Source organism: Micromonospora chalcea (assembly GCF_028768405.1).
Taxonomy (GTDB): Bacteria; Actinomycetota; Actinomycetes; order Mycobacteriales; family Micromonosporaceae; genus Micromonospora; species Micromonospora chalcea.
Genome location: NZ_CP118233.1, coordinates 5350412 through 5371190, shown reverse-complemented (window position 1 = coordinate 5371190; position 20779 = coordinate 5350412). Strand labels below are relative to the sequence as shown.

Annotated in this window: 14 protein-coding genes; 3 read left to right on the top strand and 11 right to left on the bottom strand. The window is 74.3% G+C overall.

Annotation, left to right across the window (positions count from 1 at the left end; translation table 11 throughout):
- Positions 1-10: 10 nt before the first annotated feature.
- The 4 genes from PVK74_RS24185 to PVK74_RS24170 form a co-directional block, all read right to left on the bottom strand.
- A complete protein-coding gene (locus PVK74_RS24185) occupies positions 11-1408 on the bottom strand; it encodes a TfuA-like protein (protein ID WP_274477287.1) in 1398 nt (465 codons plus the stop codon).
- Positions 1401-2567, bottom strand: a complete 1167-nt coding sequence (locus PVK74_RS24180; protein ID WP_043327001.1) for a YcaO-like family protein — start codon at positions 2565-2567, stop codon at positions 1401-1403. Before PVK74_RS24180 ends, PVK74_RS24185 begins: the two co-directional genes overlap by 8 nt.
- Before the next feature lie 30 nt (positions 2568-2597).
- On the bottom strand, positions 2598-2972 hold the full coding sequence (locus PVK74_RS24175) for a hypothetical protein (protein WP_043327003.1): 375 nt from the start codon (positions 2970-2972) through the stop codon (positions 2598-2600).
- 144 nt (positions 2973-3116) lie between these two features.
- The gene (locus PVK74_RS24170; protein ID WP_124778775.1) at positions 3117-3479 is read right to left on the bottom strand and encodes a hypothetical protein; all 363 of its coding nucleotides are present in this window, start codon (positions 3477-3479) and stop codon (positions 3117-3119) included.
- A 334-nt stretch (positions 3480-3813) separates the two neighbouring features.
- On the opposite strand from PVK74_RS24170, the gene PVK74_RS24165 reads away from it, so the two are divergent.
- Complete coding sequence (locus tag PVK74_RS24165; RefSeq protein WP_274477286.1) at positions 3814-4593, top strand: MerR family transcriptional regulator; 780 nt, start codon at positions 3814-3816, stop codon at positions 4591-4593.
- A gap of 7 nt (positions 4594-4600) precedes the next feature.
- Here PVK74_RS24165 and PVK74_RS24160 read toward each other — a convergent pair whose 3' ends face one another.
- The 7 genes from PVK74_RS24160 to PVK74_RS24130 form a co-directional block, all read right to left on the bottom strand.
- Complete coding sequence (locus PVK74_RS24160; protein WP_274477284.1) at positions 4601-7633, bottom strand: ATP-binding cassette domain-containing protein; 3033 nt, start codon at positions 7631-7633, stop codon at positions 4601-4603.
- A gap of 24 nt (positions 7634-7657) precedes the next feature.
- Positions 7658-9841, bottom strand: a complete 2184-nt coding sequence (locus PVK74_RS24155; protein ID WP_274477283.1) for an NHLP family bacteriocin export ABC transporter peptidase/permease/ATPase subunit — start codon at positions 9839-9841, stop codon at positions 7658-7660.
- A complete protein-coding gene (locus PVK74_RS24150) occupies positions 9838-10647 on the bottom strand; it encodes an HlyD family efflux transporter periplasmic adaptor subunit (RefSeq protein WP_064448581.1) in 810 nt (269 codons plus the stop codon). Before PVK74_RS24150 ends, PVK74_RS24155 begins: the two co-directional genes overlap by 4 nt.
- Positions 10644-12149 (bottom strand): SagB/ThcOx family dehydrogenase, encoded by a 1506-nt coding sequence (locus PVK74_RS24145; RefSeq protein WP_274477282.1) that lies wholly within the window; start codon positions 12147-12149, stop codon positions 10644-10646. The genes PVK74_RS24150 and PVK74_RS24145 overlap by 4 nt, the downstream gene beginning before the upstream one ends.
- A 35-nt stretch (positions 12150-12184) precedes the next feature.
- Positions 12185-14461 carry a TOMM precursor leader peptide-binding protein gene (locus PVK74_RS24140; protein WP_274477281.1) on the bottom strand — a complete coding sequence of 759 codons (2277 nt, stop codon included), beginning with the start codon at positions 14459-14461 and terminating at the stop codon, positions 12185-12187.
- 140 nt (positions 14462-14601) lie between these two features.
- Complete coding sequence (locus PVK74_RS24135) at positions 14602-15627, bottom strand: hypothetical protein (protein ID WP_124778776.1); 1026 nt, start codon at positions 15625-15627, stop codon at positions 14602-14604.
- A 151-nt stretch (positions 15628-15778) separates the two neighbouring features.
- The gene (locus PVK74_RS24130; RefSeq protein WP_274477280.1) at positions 15779-18583 is read right to left on the bottom strand and encodes a helix-turn-helix transcriptional regulator; all 2805 of its coding nucleotides are present in this window, start codon (positions 18581-18583) and stop codon (positions 15779-15781) included.
- A 552-nt stretch (positions 18584-19135) separates the two neighbouring features.
- Here PVK74_RS24130 and PVK74_RS24125 point away from each other — a divergent pair.
- Together PVK74_RS24125 and PVK74_RS24120 are read left to right on the top strand one after the other, a co-directional pair.
- Positions 19136-20296 (top strand): peptidoglycan DD-metalloendopeptidase family protein, encoded by a 1161-nt coding sequence (locus tag PVK74_RS24125; RefSeq protein ID WP_274477278.1) that lies wholly within the window; start codon positions 19136-19138, stop codon positions 20294-20296.
- Positions 20297-20335: 39 nt separating this feature from the next.
- The gene (locus tag PVK74_RS24120; protein WP_274477277.1) at positions 20336-20776 is read left to right on the top strand and encodes a hypothetical protein; all 441 of its coding nucleotides are present in this window, start codon (positions 20336-20338) and stop codon (positions 20774-20776) included.
- Positions 20777-20779: the final 3 nt, after the last annotated feature.

Genomic DNA, 20779 nt, shown 5'->3' with positions numbered 1-20779 from the left:
CGACGCCTCCTCAGCCGACCTGGGCCGTGCAACCGGCCGGAATGTCCTCCTGCGCGCCCTGCGCCACCGCCGGCAGTCGCGGGGCGCCGAACGCCTTGACGTACGCCACGAGCGGCTCGGCGGCGTACCGGAACGACGCCAGGCCGTCGAAGCCCCGGTCCCACGCCGCCGACTCCAGCCCGTCGGCGTCGCAGCCCCACAACCGCGCGAAGCACTCGTCGACCACCTCGGTGCGGAAGTGGAGCCGGCCGCCCGGGCGGCGGTGTCCCGTCGTACGCGGGACGAGCGTCTCGTTCAGCGACGCCGCGGTCGCCGCGACCTGCCGCGCCGCGGCGAGCAACGCGGGGGTACGCAGCGGCGCCGCGACCATCCACAGCGCCAGGCTGCGGTACGGCGTGGTGCCGAACGCCCGCACCAGCACCCGCAGCACCGCCTCGCGGTCGCCGATGCCCCGTTCCCGGTCGGTGAGCCAGTCCCACCCACCCGGCGCCGTGCCGGTCAGGCCGCGCTCGCACGCCGCCTGGTGGGCGCGTTCCTCGACCGCCGGGTCGGCGATGTCGACCTCGGCCAGCCCGGCCAGCACCCCACGCCGGTGCCAGGCCGGCGCCTCGGGGTGCAGCAGCATCAGCACCGCCGCGGCGTCCCGGTCGCTGACCCAGTGCCCACCGACCGACTTCCCGGCGAACCGCGACCGCCAGCTGTCGAGGAAGCGGGTGTGGAGGTTGTCGATCGGCTGGTCGCCGGCGTGCGCCGGGCACAGCTCCGGCGCGTCTGCCGCCGCCATCGACAGCAGCAGCCGCGCATCGGCGCCCTTGGCGTCCCAGGGGTCGTGCCGGCGCCAGGTCAGGAACCGGTCCACCACGGCCGCGGCCCCGGGTGGCGCGGAGCGCTCCAGCGCGCGGTACGACCGCCGCCGGAACGGCAGGTCCCGGGCGACGTCGAGCAACAGCGTGGCCTCGGCCTGGCCGAGCACCCCGGCGGCGACGGCGCGGCGCAGCTCGACCCGGATGTTCACGAGCGGCTCGCTCAACGTGCGGTGGCCCTCCTCGGCGGGCCCGTGCACCACCGCCACCTCGTCGTCGCCGGTGACGACACCGTCGCGGTAGAGCTGGAACACCTCGCCCACGCCACGCATGCCGAACGGCCACAGCTCGGCGGCGCGCAGCGCACCCATGCTGGCCGCGCCGGCCACTGTCACCCCGCGGTCGAGCAGGTCGAGGATCTCCCGGTGGCGTACGGGCGGGTGTTGCAGGAAGAACCCGTCGACGACGAGGACCCGGTCGCCGGGGCCGACGTCCAGGCGGAGCAGGTCGCCGTGCGCGACGGGCGGCAGCACCACCGCGTCGGGCAGCAGCCGGCCGACCTCGTCGGCCGGCAGGCTCGGACCGATGAAGACGACGTCAGTCACGGGGCACTCCTGGTCGGGTACTCAGGGCCCGCTCGTCGAACATCCGCAGGCCGGGGGCGAACACCTTGCTCACCGGGATGCCGATGTCGTCGTGCGTCAGGTCGACGCTGAACGGCTCGACGCCGGTTATCCGCTGCACCCGCGACGCGAGCTCGCGCAGCACCTGGGTCACGTCCCCGGCGGGCGGGGGGTCGCGGCGGACCGGCCGGACCGGCCGGTCGACGGTGGGTGGCGGCACCGGCGGCGCGCCGACGTCGTGGTACGCGGTGGCGTCGATGTCGTCCCGGGCCCCGGAGACCATGACCAGCCGCGACTGTGCCGCCTCCGACATGGCCCGGCCGACAGCGATCTCCGGATCCACGTGGCAGCCGAAGCCGCCGAAGGTGACCGGCAGGTCGGGGGACCAGATCGAGGCGGCGTAGCAGGGCACGCCGACCGCGTTCGTGATGTCGCAGACCTCCACCCAGCAGCCGGCCCGCACCAGCGCCTCGTGCACGGTGCGGGTCATCGCGTTCGTGGCGGTGCCCGGGTCGGTGTAGGTGCGCTCGGCGAGCGGCGAGGTGCAGTACGGGGCGATGCAGTCGCGCTCGACGACCTCCAGCAGGGCGTGCAGGCTGGCCTCGGCGAAGGTGTTGCCGGTGGCCAGCCCGTTGCTGCTGGGGGTGAACAGGGCGCGGTCCCAGCCCCGCCGGACGGTGAAGTCGAGTTCGATCGTGGCGCGCGGCACCAGGCAGGGCGCTCCGGTCACCAGCCCACGGCCGGCCACCCAGTCGAGTTCGACGGCGGGGGTCAGGGGCGACCGCTCCGCCAGGTGCAGCCACCGGACGTCGTACGGCAGGTCGAGCGCCTCGGCCGGGGACCGGACGGCGGTCCCCGGCCGGAGGTTCTCGGCATGCCAGGACTCGATGCTCTCCATCACCGCGCTGACCCGGGACTGCGTCGCCGTGGCGCCGGTGCCGACGCTCACCGCCATGGTGGCTCCGACCGGCCGGTAGGCGACGTGCACCGGTAGGCCGATCTCGTCGAGCCGGGTGATGTCGGCGACCCGGGTGATCCGGAACCGGTCGAGCATGCCGCCGACCCGTGCCCAGGTCTGCTCCACAGTGGCCGTCCGGTAGGTGCCGGATCGGAACGCGATGGTCTCGGTCGTGTCAGTCATCGAGGCTCCCGGCGGGGTGCGGAGGGGAACTCAGACGATGAGGACGGCGATGATGTTGACGTTGTTGTCGGCCGCCGGCGCCACGCCACCGGCGACGGTCTCCAGCTCGGCCTCGGTCAGCTCGTTGAGGTCGACCAGCGGCACCTCGGGCACGTGCAGCACGTGCCGGCCGGGCGTACCGGACCAGTCGGCGACGATCTGCTCCTTGGTGTAGAGCGTGGCGGGCTGGGCGCGGTCGACCTCGACGGTGGCGCCGGGGGCGACCGGTAGGCCGGCCGCCGTCGCGTAGCCGGTCGGGTCGGCGAGGAGCCGCTGCAGTTCCTCGTCGCTGCGCCACACCGCGGTGACCAGTTCCGAGTACTTGGTCACGAATCTCGCGCCGTATTCCTGCTCGTCGTTGCTCATCGTTCGGTCCTTTCCTGGGGCTGCGGGCCGGGCGGTTAATTGCTGTGGCGAGAACGCTAGGAAGATCGAGGTTCGGCAATCAAGGATTTCCGCTGACTGCCATCAGAATCTGCCGTGCCGGCCGGCGGGCGGCAGACATCGGTGTCAGGTGCAGCAGCACGGGCAGCAGCACGCGCAGCTGGAGTCCAGGCCGGCGACGACGCTGTCCAGCTCGTCCTCGGCCAGCTCCGCCTCGGCCACCGGCAGCAGCGAGGGCACGAAGAGCACGAAGGCGCCGCTGGACTCCGCCAGCTCCCACGACTTGACCTGCACCTCGAGGTCCGGATCGGCGTCGGCGACGTCCCGGACCACCCGGACCTGCACCTCTTCGGGCAGGTGAAGGCCGTAGCCGGCGAGGAACCCCCGCGGGTCCCGGTCGAGCGCCTGCTCCTTGGCCGGGTCGGCCCAGACGTCGGCGACCAGCCGGCTGTACGCGGCCACGAAGACCGCTCGATCGACATTTGTCACACCCCTGCTCCCTTCGACGGTCGGCCGCCCACGACGACACCGGGGGCGGCGACAGGCAGCGCGGGAGGGTCCGGGCCGCCGGTTCCGATTCATCGTGGGCCACCGGCCGTTCCGGCCCGCCCGACGAGTGGGAATTTCATCGAATGCGGCCGCGACAGGTCCGCGCCGCGGCGAAAGCCGGGTAATGGAAATCAACGGCGTGACGCGGATTGGCGATTCTAATGATTGTCATCAGTGTGAACAAGTAGTAATTCCTCGCCTGTCACCCGCGCGGCGCCCGCACCTACGCTGCGATCGTCGGATCGCCCACCGTGACAGCGGTCCGGCGGCTGCCGTGTTCCGTCACCGAGTGCTGCCGGAGGCCACCGTGACCATCGACGAGGTGACGACGACACCCGGCGGCCCGGCCGGGTACAGCGTGGACGAACTCGCCCGCAAGGTCGGCATGTCGCCGCGCAACATCCGCGCCCACCAGGCCCGGCGGCTGCTGCCCCCACCGGTTCGGCACGGCCGGGCCGCGCTCTACGACGACTCCCACGTCCGCCGGCTGGACGCGATCCTCGCCCTGCAGCGGCAGGGCTTCAACCTGGTCTCCATCGAGGCCATGCTCGGGGTCCGGGCCGGTGACGAGGCGCCGGACGGGCTGACCGCGATGCTGCAGCGCCTGGCCGCCGACCGTCCCGCGCTGGCCCATGCGCTGAGCCGGCACGGCGTGATCGGACGAGCCGACGACGGCACCGTCCGCACCTCCCGGCCACGTCCGCTGCGCGCCGCCCTGGACCTGCATCGGGTACGGGTGGGCACGGTGCCGGCGTTGCAGACCCTCAGCGAGGTGCTGGACAGCCTCCGGCCGGTCGCCGACGATCTGGTCGCCGCCGTCACCGCCCGGCTGCTGGCCCTCGCGCCGGAGCTGGTGCGCAGCGGCAACCGATCGTCCTGGGCCGACCTCGACCGGGAGACCCTGCTGTTGACCCAGGGCGTGGTCGGCGTGCTCACCGAGGCGTTCCGGCTGGCCGTGGAGAACCAGGCCGAGGCGCACATCGCGGAACTGCTGGAGAACCACCTCGGCACGGACGTGTGCGTGGAGGACGGCGCGGTCATCGACAACGGCTGACCGGCCCTCAGCCCGTCGCGGGCTGCCCGTCCGGCTGCCGGCTCTCCACCACGGCGTCGGACCGTTCCGGCTGGTCCACGAGTTGCCGTCGCGCCAGCCGGTGGAACAGCCCGTCGGGCTGGTCCATCAACTCGTCGTAGGTGCCCCGCTGGACGATCCGCCCCGCTTCGAGCACCACGATGGTGTCCGCCGCGCGGACCGTGGACAGCCGGTGGGCGATCACCAGCCGGGTCGCGGCCAGGTCCGCGGTGCTCCTGGTGACCACCTCCTGGGTCCGGTTGTCCAGCGCGCTCGTCGCCTCGTCGAGGAAGATGATCCGGGGCCGGGGAGCCAGCGCGCGGGCGATCAGCACCCGCTGACGCTGCCCGACGGAGAGCGTCCCGCCGCCGAACGGCACCATGGTGCTCATCCCCATCGGCAGCGCCTCCAGGTCGTCGGCGAGGCCGGCCATCCGCGCCGCCTCCCAGACCTGGTCCAGCGGGAAGCTGCCGGCGCCGCAGATGTTGTCCCGCACCGAGCCGGCGAAGAGCTGGCCGTCCTGCAGGACCACCCCGCACTGCCGGCGGACCGCGTGCACGTCGAGTTCGGCGAGGTCCTGGCCGTCGTAGAGCACCGCGCCCTGCTGCTGGCGTTCGAAACCGAGCAGCAACCGGAGCAGTGTGGACTTCCCGCAGCCGCTCGGCCCGACGATGGCGACGAACTCACCCGGGCGCACGTGCAGGTCGATGTCGACGAGCACCGGCGGCTCGTCCGGCTGGTAGGCGAAGGTGACCCGGTGCAGTGCGACCTCACCGCGCAGCTCGCCCGGGTCCACCCGGTCCGGCCGGGCCTCGGGGTCGGCGCGCAGGATGTCCCGCAGGCCGCCCAGGCGGGGCACCGCCGCGATCACTTCGACCCCGGCCGACACCAGCACGAGCAGCGCGCCGAGCAGCATCGCGAAGCTGACGTTGAGGACGAAGAAGTCGGCCGGCGTGACCCGGCCGGCGAGCGGTCCCATCAGCACGGCGAACAGGACCAGTTGACCGGCGACCGGGAGCACCGTGGCGAACGCGACCAGGCCCGCCTGGCTCTGCCGGACCCGTTGCAGCGCCGCCCGGGCCACCGCGGCCACCTCCGACCAGCGGGCGTGCGCCCGGGCCTCGGCGGCCGCCACCTTGATCTTGACGATTCCCCCGAGCAACTGGTTGGTCATCGCCGCCGCCCGGTGCTCGGCCGGAAGCGCGATCCGTTGCCGGCGGACGATCAGGACGGCGAACGCGCCGAAGGCCAGCATGGTGACGGCGACGATCCCCGCCCCCCACAGCCCGAGCACGGGCTCGACCACCAGGAGCAGGCCGAGGGTCACCGCGACGGTCGCGGCCGCGGAGACGAGCTGCGGCAGCAGCGCGCTCAGCGCCTCGCCGACGAACGAGATCCCCAACATCGAGTTGGCGATCTCACCACTGCTGCGACCGGTGAAGAACCGGGCGGGCAGCCGCATGAGCCGGTCCCAGAGCGCCAGGTGCGCGCCGGACTGCAACCGGCCCTCCAACCGCAGCAGCCGCAGGTTCTGCACCACGCCGACCAGTCCCGCGACCACAGCGGCGCTGAGCATCAGCGCGAGGAAACCGAACAGGCCGTCCACCTCGCCCTGCCGGGCCAACTGGCCCAGCACCTCGCCGGTGGCCAGCGGCACGCCCAGGCCCAGCAGCGCCACGCAGGCGGCGGCGACGAGCAGCCCGCGCACGTCGCGGGCCGCACCGACGAGCCCGGCCCGCAGCAGGTGGCGCATCCGGGCGGCCTGCGGCAGCGGCGCCTGCACCTGGGTCGCCTCGGCGGCGAACGTCGCGGCGACCGTCGCGTCGATCGGCCCGTACGCCCGGGTCTCCGGGTCGACGTGGTGGTAGCGGCCCCGGCGGAACACCAGCGGCACCGCGACGGCACGGGACGGGTCGTCGCCGGTCCGCCACCCCACGAGCGGCCCCAGGTCCCGCCGCCACCACCGGTCCGGAAGCCGCACCTCGCGCAGGAACAGGCTGGACGCCCGGGACACCGCACGCACCGCCACCCGGTCGTCAAGTGGCGCGCCGCTGCGGTCGGCCGGCTCGTTGACCGGGCTGCCCATCCCCTCGGTGACCACCCGGACCACCGAGGCCGCCCGCCCGTACCTGTCGAAGCCGGCCTCGGTGTCCGGAACCGGGAGCGCACCGCCCGCGCCGATCACCCCGAGCGACCGGCGGGCCGCCGCGGCGAGCACCTCGGCGTCGATCTGCCGGCGCCGCTCCACGCCGCTCAGCAGGGCCGCGTCGGCCTCCTCGACGCGGGTCTCCACCATCCGCAGCAGCCGCACCACGTGCTGGTCGACCGCCGACCGGAGCTGACCGCTGACCAGCAGGTCCCAGCTGCCGTGGCTCTCCACCGCGCACGGCGACTCGGCCACCACCCAGTCCCGCTCGGCGACCAGCAACAGCTCCCGCTCCCCCGACATCTCCGCCGGACCGCCGTCGTTGCGGCGCAACTGCCCGCCGGCGCTGCGCAGCCACCAGGCACCGCCGGTGGAGACGAGGGCGCTCCCCTGTGCCAGCGACACGATCTCGCGCCCGCTCAGGGTGGACGCCTCCCGGGGCGCCTGCCCGCGGCGCAGCGCGTCGGCGACGGCCACCAGCACCAGGTCCACCGCCGCGACCAGCTCCGCCGCGGCGCGCCGCGCCCGCGGCGACACCTCCTCGTCCGCCGGGAGGCCGGGCCGTACCTGCCGCTCCAGCAGCGACAGGTGGGGCCGGGACAGCCCGCGCAGGTCCGTGCCGGGCAGCGGCACCAGGATCAGCTGCCACACACCGATCGCGGTGGACGTCGGCACCAGGCCACCCGCCGGCAGCCGGGCCACGTGGTGCCGGCGCGACGGGTTCGTCCCGGCCCGGCGCACCGCGAACAGGTCGGCCTCGCCGCCGGTCACCAGCCAGCCCGCCACCGTGTCGTCGAGCCGGCAGACCTGGCGTACGCCGTCGGCGCAGAAGCCGATCAGATTGCCGGGCGAGGGATTCTCCACCGCGCCGCTCATCAGCGTCTCCTCGGGTCGTCGTGGTCAGTGGTCCCGGACCAGGCGCGCGTACGCGCCGTCGCGGGCGACCAGTTGCTCGTGGGTGCCGCGCTCCACCTCCCGGCCGCCGTCCAGCACGACGATCAGGTCGCAGTCGCGGACCGTGGACAGGCGGTGGGCCACGATCAGGCAGGTCGCCCCCCGCCGCCGCAGGTGCCTGTCGATCTGGCGTTCGGTCTCGGCGTCCAGCGCGCTGGTCGCCTCGTCGAGCACGAGAACCCGGGGATTGCGGACGAGCGCGCGGGCGATCTCGAGCCGCTGCCGCTGCCCGCCGGAGAAGTTGCGGGCGTTCTCCCGTACCGGGCTGGCCAGGCCGCCCGGCCGGGCCGCCACCTCGTCGTAGAGGCAGGCGTCGGTCAGCGCGGTGACGACGTCCTCGTCCGCGACTGTGAGGTCCCACATGGTGACGTTGTCCCGCACCGTGCCCTCGAACAGCCGCTGGTCCTGGTCCACCATGGCCACCGTGGCCGCCCAGAGGCCGTCGTCGGTCCCCGGCCGTTCGAGGCCGTCCACGGTGACCCGCCCGGTCCACGGGCGGTAGAGCCCGGCCACCAGCCGGCCCACTGTCGACTTGCCGCTGCCCGACCGCCCGACGAGCGCCACCCGGGCACCCGGCGGCAGGTCCAGGCTGAAGTTCTCCAGCAGCGGCCGGCCCAGCGGGTTGTAGCCGAAGGTCACGTCCTCGATGCGCAGGTGCCCCTCCATCGGCGCCAACGGCCCCGCGGGCCGGTCCCCGGCCGACGGCAGCGGGTACCGCTCCACGTCCCGCAGCCGGTTGAGGTCGGCGCTCATGTCCTGCAGCCGCGAGCCCAGCGCGGTCAGGTTGCCCAACGGCCGGTTCATCGCGGCGGCCAGGCTCTGCATGCCGACCAGCACGCCGACGCTCATCGCCTCCGCCACCACCTGCCGGCTGCCCAGCCCCAGCAGCACGGCGGTGGTCCCGGAGGCGAGGAACGCGGGCAGGACGGAGAGCACAGCGGTGGGCACCCCCAGCCGCTGCTGGCGGGTGGCGACTGTGGCGTGGCGCGCCGCGAACCGGGCCACGGCGCGTTCCTCCTCGCCGCCGGCCTTCACCGTCTCGATCATCTGGACCGTGGTGTAGACGGTGGTCACCAGCTTGCTGCGGTCCGCCTGGAGTCCGGCGACGGCTGTCGACCGGGTCGAGGCGACGTAACGCAGCACGCTCACGTTCAGCCCGGCGAGGACCGCCGCGCAGAGTCCGAGCAGCAGGTCGTACTGGCAGAGCAGCGCCCCGTACGCCAGCACCAGGCCGGTGTCCACCACCGTGGTGGCCGCGCGGCGGGTGAGCACCTCGGCGACCACCTCGTTGCCCCGGACCCGCTGGCTGAGGTCGGCGGCCTGCCGCTGGTCGAAGAAGGCCGGCGGCAGCCGCAGCAGATGTCGGAAGAACCGGGCCGCGCTGCTCAGGGCGAGCGCCGTCTCCGCGCGTACGGTCAGGCGTTGCTGGAGCAGGCCGGCCAGGAAGGTCAGCACGGTGGCCACCGCCACCGCCGCCACCAGGCCGGCGAACGCGGCCCGGTCCTCCTGGAGCAGCACCCGGTCGACGAAGACCTTCGCCATCACCGGGATGGTCAAGCCGACCACGGCGATCAGCAGGCCGAGCAGCAGCATCTGCGCGATCGCCGAGCCCGGGCCGCGCCACCGTTCGGCCAGCGCCCGCACCAGCCGGTAGCGGGTGCCGCCCGGCCGGAACTCCGGGCCGGGCTCCATGGTGAGCACGATGCCGGTGAAGGCGCCGTCGAACTCCTCCCAGCTCACCGCGCGGGGGCCGGTGGCCGGATCGTTTATGAAGACCTTGCGGCCGAGCCCCTCCAGCACCACGAAGTGCTCGAACCGCCAGAACAGCACCGCCGGCAGCGCCACCGTGGCCAGGCCGGCCAGGTCCATCTGGAAGCCCTTCGCCACCATCCCGTACCGGCGGGCGCCCCGGAGCACAGTGGCCGCTGTGGAGCCGTCCCGGCTCACCCCGCACACCCGGCGCAGCTCCTCCAGGGGTACGTGCCGGCCGTGGTGGGCGAGCAGGATGCCGAGCGCGGCGGCGCCGCACTCCACCGCCTCCATCTGGATCAGGGTGGGCGTACGGACCCGTCGACGCCGGATGCGGGGAGGCTCCGGCGTTCCGGTGGCGGCGGTCGGGGGCGCGCTCATCGTCCCAGCAACCAGTCGATCGGGTGTTCCTGGTCCACTGTGAACCAGGCGGTGACCTCGCTGGCCGAGTTGAGCTGGAACGGCGGCGGGGACTTGGTCCAGCGCAGGCCACCCGGGGCCGCCGGGTCGGGCTCCAGGGTGACTGTCACCCGGACCACGCTGCCCCGGGCGAGCAGCCGCCGGACGTCCGGCCCGGTGCCCAGGAAGGCGCGCAGCGAGGCCTCGGTCTCCGGGAAGGCGCCGATGGTGGTCACCCGGCCGGCCAGGGTGCCGAACACGTTGCGGGGCGCCGCCGCGGCGGCCACCTCGACGGGTACGCCCGGTTGCAGCAGGGGCGCGGCGACGGCGGGAGCGTAGACGACGGCCTGCAACGCGTCCCCGGCGGTGTCGAGCCGTTCCAGGTCGGCCAGGTGCGTGCCGGGGGTGACGATCTCGCCCTCCGAGACCAGCCAGGCCACGACGTACGCGTCACCCGGCGCGTTCTCCACCCGCACCTTGCCGTCCATGGTGCGCAGGCTGTAGAGGGGCGTGCCCTTCGTGACCCGCTGGTGCGGCGACGCCCACACCTTGGTGACCTGGCCGCTGTCGAGCGCGTCGAGGGCGGAGATCCCGTTGGAGTGGATCAGCACCCCGGCGGCCTCGACGGTCCGGGGCACCACGGTACGCACCGACCAGACCCCGGCGGCCACCACGACGATGACCAGCGCCACGGTGGCCAGCCAGTTCGGCACCGTGGTCAGCCGGACCGCGCGGTCGAGCTGCTCGGGCGCCTCCAGCTGACGCAGCGCCTGCCGCCGGAACTTCACGGCCGGGCCCCCGTGTCGGCGGGACGGCGGGAGCCGAGCAGGAAGTCGGCCACGCTCGGTTCGACGAGCGGATCGAGCCCGGACAACTCGGCGAAGGCCTGGGAGTCCCCGGCGCCGAGGGCGCACGGCGCCAGCCCCATGGCGGTGGCGACGAGGTACATCTGCTGGGTCAGCACACCCGCGTCCTTGAGAATCATGGCGTAGCTCATCCCTTCGTACTTCCACATCAGCCGCTGGACCCGGGCGGTGACCACCAGGACCGTCTGCGGCGGCCGGGGCATGGCGCCGGCCGCCCGGGCGTACGCCAGCAGCCGGTCGGCGGCCGCGCCCCAGCCGGCGACCGGCTCCAGCCGGTGCCCGACGCCGTCGTAGTGGTAGAGCCCGGGGTCGAGCCCGGCGCAGCGTGCGACAAGCGGATAGATCTCCAGCTCGTAGACGCCGCCGCCGCCCGGGTAGGGCCGGTGGCCCACCTCCTGTCCACCGGCCTCGCCGACGACCGTGGTGTGCTGCGACCGGTACAGGAACTCGGCCAGCCGCTCCAGGGGCAGCGGCGAGGTGTCGTCGTGTTCGCGCACGCTGCGCCGGTCCGCGACGACCTGGCTGAACGCGGGATCCGCCTTGGCGATCGTCGCCAGGTCGGGCAGCGGCAGCTCGACCGCCCGGCCCCCGTCGTACGGGCGGCGCAGCGGCTGCGGCGCGAAGCGTTCCCGCATCCGGTAGGTGCCGCCCACCGGCAGCGCGTGCCGGCCGGCCCGGGAGCGGTGGTGCAGCCGCAGCTCCTCCGGCGACCAGTAGGCGAGCGGCGCGTCGTCGTGCTCCGCCTCGTACTCGGCGTCGGTGACCAGGATCCGGGCGGTGGCCAGCTCGTCGAGCACCCGCCCGGCGGCCTCCGGCTGCACGCCGAGCATGCGGGCCACCGTGTCGGGTCCGAGGCCCGGCACGGCGGCGGCCAGCACCGCGCCGAGGGCGGCGTCGGCGCAACCGACGGTGAGGGTGCTCAGCGACGACGCGGCCACCAGCATCCCCCGATCGTGCTGGAGGGTGGCGAAGCGGGAGAGCCGGTAGCGGACCCCCGGGGTGTGCGGGCGGCTCTCCGGCAGGCTGCCCCGGCCCAGCCCGGTGGGCACGAGGTCGAGCAGCGCCCGGTCGTCGACCTGGACGCGGCGCTCCAGCCAGGAGTGGGCGAGCAGCCGGCGCAGCAGCAACTGCGCCGGCAGCACCCGGCTCTCCCCCTCCAGGCCGCTGATCAGCCGGCCGACCTCGACGTCGCCGACCCAGTCGGCGGCGAGGCGCAGCAGCAGCGCCCGCCGGCCCATGCCGGGTCGCTCCAGGGTGAGCCGGAAGCGGGTCTGCCGCAGCAGCAGCGAGCCGTCCTCACCGAGCCGCAGCTCCGCGTCACGGCGCAGCCGGTACGACTCCTGGACCGGAGGACCGCCGCCGGCGCCGTTCACGACGACCGCCGCCGACCGGTCGGGTCCGCCACTGTGGTCATCCCCCACCATCCCTTCCACGTTCACCGGCGGGCCGGGAGCGCCGGCTAGAAGAACACGTTCAGCGGGTTGGCCGACGTCTCGTCGGCGGCCAGCGGGTCCCGGCCGAGGCGGCCCGGCACGTCCCACAGCCGGCCGGGGCCGAGCCGGCGCCAGAAGTGCCGCAGGCCCGGCACGACGACCTTCACCACGGCCAGGTCGACGTCCGGGCGGGACTGGTCGACGACGATCACCTCCAGGCCGGCCCGCTCCGCCCGGCGTACGCACCGGCGCACGTCGTCGCCCACGTCGCCGGTGGTCAGCGTCGGGTGGTCGGCGGCGGTGCGCGGCGGCCGGGTCGGATCCGGGGACAGCCACTGCTGTTCGGCGACCCGCACCGTGCCGAACCAGCGCGCGGTGTCCGGGTCGTCGCCGCCGTACCGGTTGCGCTCGGAGGTGGGTCCGGGCACGGCGGGCAGGAACTGGTTCACCTCGGTGAGCGCCCGGGTCAGCGCGACCCGCGCGTCCAGGTGCGCGCCGAAGCCGACCAGGACGTCCTCCGTCCCGCCGTCGGCCCGCCGGGACACCGCGGCGAACGTGGGTACGCCGAGGTCGGCGGTCAGATCGAGGGCCCACAGCTCGCGGCTCAGGGCGGTGGCGTGGTGGTCGACGCAGGCGGTGGTCCACGGGTCGGCGAACGAGGCGAGGTCCACGCCGGGCATCCGGGAGCGGTGGTACCACCACAGGGCGACGCTGTCCCGCTCCACGAGTTCGCAGAAGCCCTGCAGGATCGCCTCGGACAGGTTGCCGCCTGCCGCGCAGCCGTTCGAGTCGGCCGAGCACACCCCCAGCCCGGTCAGCTCCGGGTGGCCGTACCAGCAGTACGCGGCGGGCAGCTCGCGCGGCGTCTGCCGGGTCAGCGACCAGCCCGTCGTCCAGTCCAGCTCCACGTCGTCGGGCAACGGGCGGGGAACGCGGTGCAGATGGCCGAGGTCGCGGTTGAGCCGGTCCCGGTCGGCGTACTGGCGGTCCGAGAACAGCAGCAGCTCGCGCAGGTGCACCGCGCGGTCCGGACCGAGCTGCCGGTAGGTCGCCCGGTGCACCGGTCGGTCGCCACGCCACACCCCGCAGTAGCGCTCCACCGCCTCCCCGATCGCGCTCATCCGGGCCTGGAGGTCGGTCCGGCCCTTGCCGCCGCTCTGCCCGCGCAGGTTGCGGCGCAGCCCGGCGAGCTCGCGGGGCTGGGCGAAGTTGTGCCCGGCGGAGTAGGTGTGGGTGACGCCGTTGTCGGTCGCCTCCAGCGGGGTCAGCCGGCTCACCACGCCCAGGTACCGGCTGACGTGGTGGGCGAGTGCCGCGTACGTCTCGGCGGGTTCCCGGGTACGGGAGTCTCCGGCCCGGCTGGGCTGGGCGCCGCTCGGTGGCAGGTCGATCCGGGGCTCGGCCTTGCGGACGAGGTCCGGGTCGCCGCACGCGGGGCACTGCGGTTGGCGTACGAGCTGGTGGCTCTCCGTGCTCAGGTCCCGGGTGTCCAGGGCCACCATCCGGCCGGTGAGGCGGGGCGACGTACCCCGCACGGCGAGCACGGCGAGTTCGGCGGCGAGCAGGCCGGCGGCGGTGGTGGCCAGTCCGGGCAGGACCGCCCGTCCGGGCTGCGGCAGCGGACCGGCCAGGTCCTGCCCGCCGAGGAACGCGTTCACCTGCTCGTTCTCCTGCCAGCGTTGCCGCAGGCAGGCCCAGCAGCCGGTACGGCCCGGCACCAGGTGCGGGCCGAGGAAGACGACGTTGCCGTGCGGCCGGGCCAGGGTCCAGGCGCGACCGGCGGCCAGGTGGCGGTCGTTCATCGACGCCAGCGGGGGGTCGAGCATCGACGACGGCAGCACCAGCACCTGGGCGTCGTCCGGGCCGGGGTCCGGTCCGTCCGGCCCGACCACTGTCACGGCGAGTCCGAGGGCGCGCAGCGCGTCGGCGGTCTCGGCCACCCGGGGCGCCCCGAGGTCCACGACGGTGACCGGGCCACCGGCCATCCACCGCCGCCCCGCCTCGGGCGGGACGCCCCGGGCGTCCCAGCCGGCGGCCTCGGCCGGCGAGGTGTGCGCCGGGCCGGACGTGAGCAGGCCGTGGTCACGCAGCCGGGCGAGGGCGGTGGCGACGGCGGCGACCGGGTGCCGGGTGGCCAGCCGGGCCACCACGTCGGCCAGCGGCGCGGCGCCGTCGAGCTGGTCGGCCAGGTCCGCGGCGACCGGATCGTCGACGAGCAGGCTGCGGGTCTCCCCCAGCACCACGAGCGGGCCGTCGGGCAGCCGCACCGGCACGTAGTCCGATCGGAAGCGCGGACGCCACATGGTTCCTCCCGAGCCTGGTGGCCGGGCCGCGGGTACCACCGGCCCCGCCGGCGATCACGGCTGCTGTCATCGTCGCGGTCCGCGGCCTCCGATCCCGAGTGATGCCACCGGTTTCTGCCGTCGGCGGGGTCGGTGCGCGGTCAGCCGGCGGTGACCGTCAACGCGGTGTCGTTGAGTCCCAGCACCGACGTGCCGGTGGTCTGCTCCGGTACGAGCAGCAGGAATGTCTCCACCCGGTTGACCCGGATGGATTTTCCGCTCACCGCCGTGCGATGACCGGTGGCGATCAGGTCCGGGCTCTGCGGCACCATCCGGACGGTGGCCGGACCGCCGGGCGCCGGGCGCAGCGTGTCGGTGGCGTGGACGGTCAGGAAGGTCAGCGTGCCGGTCGGCGTCGTGACCGCGCAGTCCGACCACTCCGCCCGGTCCAGGGTTCGCCGGACCTCCGCGCCGACGCCGGCGAGTTGCTGCCCGTAGACCTCCCAGCCGCCGGCGAACTGGCCGTCGAGCAGCGGGCTGGACGCGATCAGGGACCGGTTGCCGGTGGTCGACCCGATGCTGCGGGCGAACACCTCGGCGGCGAGCGCCCGGCGGCTGGTCTCGTCCAGGGCGGTGCCGCCCTCGGTGGCCGGCCGGCCGTCGATGCTCCGGGCGGCCACCAGCGCAGGCTGGGTGACCTGGACGTTGTGGCTGAGCTTCCACTGGCCGTCCGTGCCGAGCACGAACTGGCTGACGTCGGTGGGGGCCAGCTCTGAGCCGGCCAGCTTGAGGGTGGCCGTGACGAGGAAGCACGCCGGGTCGCCGGGCGGCACCGCGAACGCCGGGTTGATGTGCTGGAACGACGGTTGCGCCTGCTGGTTGTAGGCGGCCCGGCGGACCGCGGCGACGCTGAGGTCCAGCGAGGGCGGAACCTCCTGGGTCCGCAGCGTCTCGATGTCGCCGGCCACCGAGGCGGCCGAGTCGGCCTGGTCGAAGGCGGTGAGCACCAGCGCGGCCCGGTCCCGGCCGAAGCCGGCCGAGCCCTCGGGCGCGGGGGTGGCCGCGTCCACCGGTTCGCCGCCACAGCCGGTCAGCATCAGCAGCGCCGCAGCGGCGGCGGCGAACGGCATCGCCGGCACCGGCGCGGCGAGGGTACGCGGGCTCCTGACGGATCTTCTGCCCAGCATCTCGTCCTCCATCCACAGCCGGTGCGCGGGAATCGCGCCCGATGCAGTCGAGTATGTGAGCGACCGTCGGCCCGGGCCGGTGGCGGCGCGGCCTCGTGCTACCCGGTCCGCGGGCGTTGCACGGAACGATGTCATCCGGCCCGGACAGCGGTCACCGATCGGTGTCGTCGAGCCGGGCGACCCAGGCGACCAGGCCCGACCGGGACGCGACGCCCGCTTTGCGATAGATCCGGGTCAGGTGCGCTTCCACCGTGCGCGGGCTGATGTTGAGCTGCCGCCCGATCAGCCGGCTGGTGACTCCGGTCGTCGCCAGCCGCGCGATGTGCCATTCCCGGTCGGTCAGCGCGGCGGCCTCGCGCGGGCCGACCGGACGCGCCAGTCGCAGGGCGACCCGTTCCGTACCGCACCACCCGGCCAGTTCCAGCGCCCGGCGGCGGGCCCGCGCCGCCGGGCCGGGCTGGTCCGCGGCTTCGGCCGCCCGGGCCAGGGAGGCCAGCGCGAGGCTGCGCCGCAGCGCCATGCCGCCGGAGCGGAACAGGTCGGCAGCGGTCTCCAGGTGGAGCTGCGCCGCCGGGACCTCGCCGCGGGCGAGCAGCACCTCGCCGTACGCCGACTCGGCGAAGCCCCGCTGCCCCGGCAGGCCCACCTGCTCCGCCTCGGCCATCGCCTGCCGGGCCTGCCGCTCGGCGTCGTCCACCTCGCCCGCGGCGAGCGCGGCGGCGCAGAGCAGCTCGTGCCACATCGGACGGAGGGTTGTCTGGAGGCGGCTGAGCCGGCTGTCGCCGCCGGCCGAGCGCACCAGTTCGGCACAGGTCGCCGGATCACCGGCCAGCAGCGCCGCCGTCGCCAGCGCGGTCGCGGCGGTACGACCGCACCAGGTGGCGGGGTCGGTGGCGATTCCGACGGCGCTGCGGGCCAGCGCCACCGCCCGGTCGTCGTCCCGAGGACCGCCACGCCAGGCGGTCGCCTCCGCCTCGAACGCCAGGGCGAAGCTCAGCAGGTGGCGGCTGCCGATGCGCCGGGCGACGATGCCGGCCTCGGTGGCCAGTCCGATGGCCGTGCTCAGCCGGCCGGCGTGGTACGCCACCTCGGTGCGCGCGAGCAGAAGCTGACACAACCCGTCGTCGCGGTGCGAGGCGCGGACGAGCGTCAGCCCGCGGTCGAGGTGCCGCACCGCGTCGGCCTGCCGTTCGAGGTACAGCTCGGTCAGGCCGAGCGCGGTGAGGCAGTCGGGATGGTCCCGCAGGTCCCGGTCCGGCAGCGAGTCGACGATCCGGGCGCCGGCGTCGAGCAGCCCACGGGCGTCGTCGAGCGCGCCGTCGTGCACGGCGGCCAGGCCGCGTACGGCCAGGAGGCCGGCCCGGTCCACGCCCGGGCCGCCGGGATCCGCGGTGAGCGCGTCGGGCAGCCCGGCCACGGGGCGGCCGGCCAGGATGCCGGCGACGCCGATCTCGGTGGCGAGCCGGTAGCCGCCGGCGGGCCCGGTGCCGGCCGGCAGCGCGGCCAGCTCGCGCCGGCTGATCGCCACCGCCTCCGCGTAGTTGCCGAGCAGGCGTTCCACGCGCGCCCACAGGGCTACCGCCTGGGCCCGTCGTCCCTCCGGGTCGGCGGGGAACAGCGGCACGATCTCCTGGAGCAGTGCCCGGCTCTCGGCCAGGTCGCCCGCCTCGCCGGTGACCTGGGCCAGCGCGAGTGACACGTCGCGGCGACGTTGGGCTTCACCGGCCGTTGGCCGCAGCGCCCGCAACGCCAGCCGCAGCCAGCGGATGGCCAGGTCCGGTGTCTCGCGCCGGATCTCCTGGGCGGCCCGGGAGAGCACGTCGACGCAACGTCCGGCCCAGCGGCCGTTCGGCAGGGCAAGCAGGCGCTCGGCGTAGCGGGCCCGGTCCGCGGCTGGCGCGCCCAGGTCGACGAGCGCGGTGAGCGCTCGCGCGCAGGCGTCCACCCGCCACGCCGGGTCGGTGTCCTGGGCGACCGCCATCCGCAGCACCGGGTGCCGGAAGGCGAAGCGTCCGGTGCCGGGGACGCGGCGGATCAGGTCGAGCCGGGCCAACCGCCAGCCGGCCGCGACCGCCAGTGCCGCCGGCACCTGCGCGACCTCGGCCAGCAGGTCCGGGGCGAAGGGCGCATCCACTATCGCTCCGGCTCGCAGGCAGGCCAGTTCGACGGACGGCAGGTCGGCCCACTCGCGGCGCAGCACGGCCACCGCCGCGTCGGGCAGCCGAACACCAGGCGCCTCCCGGAGCGGGTCGGCGGCGGCCGGAGCGGGGCCGGCCGGGAGCGCCGCCAGGTAACCGGGGTTGCCGCCGGTCAGGTCGTACCGGGCTCGCAGCTCCGCCTGGTCGACGTGGGGGTGCAGGAGCGCGACCTCGGCGAGGCCGAGCGGGCGGAGTTCGATCCGGTCGCGGGACGTCGGTTCCGGATCGGCGTTCTCGTCGGATTCCGGTGGGCCGAACGGCATCGGGGTCGCCATCTGGCGCGGGCGGTAGACGAGCACGAGCAGCAGCGGCGCGGGCACCGGATACCTCAGGAGGTGGGCGATCAGGCCGGTGGAGGGGGCGTCCGCCCAGTGCAGGTCGTCGAGGACCAGCACCAGTCCGTCCCGGGCGGCCAGGCCGATCAGCCGGCGGGCCGCCTGGTAGGTCCGGAACCGCCGGGCGTCCGACGCCGGTGGCACCGCGCCAGCGGGCTCCGCCCAGGTCGGCGCGGGTCGCCCGGCACGCAGTCCGCGGCGGGGTGGCTGGCCCTTCGTGAGGGCGTGCCGGAACACATGGAAGGGAACTCCTCGCTCGTCCGGCGCGCACGTCCCGACGGCCCACGGGACCGTGGGGGCGCATCGTTCCAGGGCCTCGCGGACGAAGCGGGTCTTGCCGATGCCCGGCTCTCCGACCACTTCGCAGACCATCTGCCGGCCGTGGCCGAGCGCGGCGGCCTGGGCTTTTCCGATACGCGCCAACTGTGCTCCCCGCCCGACGAAGCACGGGCCCGTTGGCGCATTTTCCAGCCCAGGTGTCATCACGCAGATCAGACGCTTTCCGGCACTCCATAGGGGATGGTCGCACTATACCGTCGGAGCATCGGGAGATGTCGAAGATCTCGAATACGGCAGGCCTTTGTTTCACCGGATGTCGGAACGCCGATTCTTTCCGACATCGCACCACAACCCACAGAAAGGGACTGGTCACCACAATGACGGAACGATACCGACATCACTACGATTACGTGCGGCCGCATGAACCACCCGAAGCGGTCAAATCTCTACTCCACCGTCGGCCGACATTGTCACTTCCGCCAATCTTTGAAGGCGGATCAGAAATGGCGACCGGAAACGGATGCCGCGCCGTCGAGCCGCGCGCGACAGCGCCGGCCTCGGAACCCCGCCACCCGGAAGATCCACTTCCGGGTACCCCCGATGCATAGATCCTTCACCGTCGCATCGATAGTCGTAGACAACTTTCACCGCCGTCGATAGCCTCCATTCAGTGACACATGTCGATAAGGAGGCTCCATGCGACGGCTCATGCTCTCCTGCGCCCTGGCGGCCATCGGCGCCTGGGCAACAGCCCCGGCACCCGCGACCGCCGCTCCCCGCCCGGCACCCGGCCCCGTCGCCGACGCCGTGACCGCGAAGCTTCTCGGCTCGGCCGACGCCGCCGCCCGTACGGCGGACGCGCAGCAGGCCCGGATCAGCGTCACCCGCACGAACGGCCGGTGGGCCTTCGGCACCGCGGTGCTGCCGGCGGACCGGTCCGCCGACGCGCACCCCACCGGCTCGGTCTTCCTCGCCCGGGCCGACGCCAGGGGCTGGACCGTCGCGTTCGACGGGGAGGCCGCGTTCGGCGACCTGGCCGCCGCGTCGCCGCTGGTGAGCGAGACCGAGAAGGCCGTCTTCACCACGCCCGTCACACCGACGTACGCGGGCAGCGACTTCCGTACCGGCATGGCGCTGCCGTTCGCGGTCGGGCAGACGTGGACGCTCACCTCCGGGCCGCACGGCTGGGGCGGCGCCGCCGCGCCGTGGAGTTCGGTCGACCTCGCCGGCGGCGACCAGGTCGTCCGCGCCGCGCGGGCCGGCACCGCGTACACGATGTGCACCGGCTGGATCCGGGTCATCCACGACCGGGGCTACTCGACGGACTACTACCACCTGTGGAACAGCATCTCCGTCAACGGCGCGGGCGTCGCCCAGGGCGCGTTCCTGGGCAACACCGGCACCGATGTCACCTGCGGCGGCTCCGCCACCGGCCGGCACGTGCACTTCGGACTGCGGCAGAACTCGGCGTACGTCCCGATCGCCGGGCACGGCATCGGCAAGTGGGACTTCGTCAGCGGCGCGGCGGCGTACCAGGGCGGCGCCCGGCACGGGTCCGCCTACGTCGGCGCGGGCGGCGGCGTCTACAACTACGGCGCGCTCGGCTTCAACCAGGGCGTCGTCGACGCCAACGGCGGCGGCACGCTGACCCGGCGCTCCGGACCGGGCACCGGGTACGGCGTCCTCGGGTCGGTCGCCGACGGCGCCACCGTCACCGTCTCCTGCTCTGCCAACGGCACCTCGCACACCGGCCGCTACGGCACCACGGCGCTGTGGGACCGGCTCAGCGACGGCAGCTGGGTGTCCGACGCCTACCTCTCCACCGGTGTCAACGGGCCGGTAAACGGCTGGTGCTGATCGTGCGCGTGGATCATGGCACTGCTACCTTCCGGACGCATGGACGACTCCCCTCGCTGGTACCGCCCGGTCCCTGACCTGCTGCTCACGGTCGGCAGCGCCACCGCGCTGCTCGGCTACCTGATCCCGTGGTTCCGCGCCAGCCGCATGCACCAGTGGTCGTACTCGGGCTGGGCCTATCTGGAGACCGAGGGCGGCTGGACCTGGCTGGTCGTGGTGGCCCTGGCGATTGCCGTCCTGGCCGGCTTCTGGGCCGGGCGGAGCGTGGCGTGCGCCAAGCTCTCGGTCGGCGCGGCGGTGGCCGGGATGTTCCTCGCCGGCGCGGTGGTCGCGGTGAGCCTGGGCGCGCTGCCGGAGCGCGACAGCATCAACTGGGTCGGTGAGCTGCCGTTCGAGATGGGGATGCCGCTCATGGCGGTCGGATTCGGGACCGTCGTCGCCGGGGCGCTGGGCACCGTACGCCGCCCGGTTCAGGAGTGACGC

Coding starts and splice junctions, on each gene's coding strand:
- PVK74_RS24180 (WP_043327001.1), bottom strand. CDS start 2,567: ATGACTGACACGACCGAGACCATCGCGTTCCGATCCGGCACCTACCGG.
- PVK74_RS24175 (WP_043327003.1), bottom strand. CDS start 2,972: ATGAGCAACGACGAGCAGGAATACGGCGCGAGATTCGTGACCAAGTAC.
- PVK74_RS24160 (WP_274477284.1), bottom strand. CDS start 7,633: ATGAGCGGCGCGGTGGAGAATCCCTCGCCCGGCAATCTGATCGGCTTC.
- PVK74_RS24155 (WP_274477283.1), bottom strand. CDS start 9,841: ATGAGCGCGCCCCCGACCGCCGCCACCGGAACGCCGGAGCCTCCCCGC.
- PVK74_RS24145 (WP_274477282.1), bottom strand. CDS start 12,149: ATGGTGGGGGATGACCACAGTGGCGGACCCGACCGGTCGGCGGCGGTC.
- PVK74_RS24140 (WP_274477281.1), bottom strand. CDS start 14,461: ATGTGGCGTCCGCGCTTCCGATCGGACTACGTGCCGGTGCGGCTGCCC.
- PVK74_RS24135 (WP_124778776.1), bottom strand. CDS start 15,627: ATGCTGGGCAGAAGATCCGTCAGGAGCCCGCGTACCCTCGCCGCGCCG.
- PVK74_RS24125 (WP_274477278.1), top strand. CDS start 19,136: ATGCGACGGCTCATGCTCTCCTGCGCCCTGGCGGCCATCGGCGCCTGG.
- PVK74_RS24120 (WP_274477277.1), top strand. CDS start 20,336: ATGGACGACTCCCCTCGCTGGTACCGCCCGGTCCCTGACCTGCTGCTC.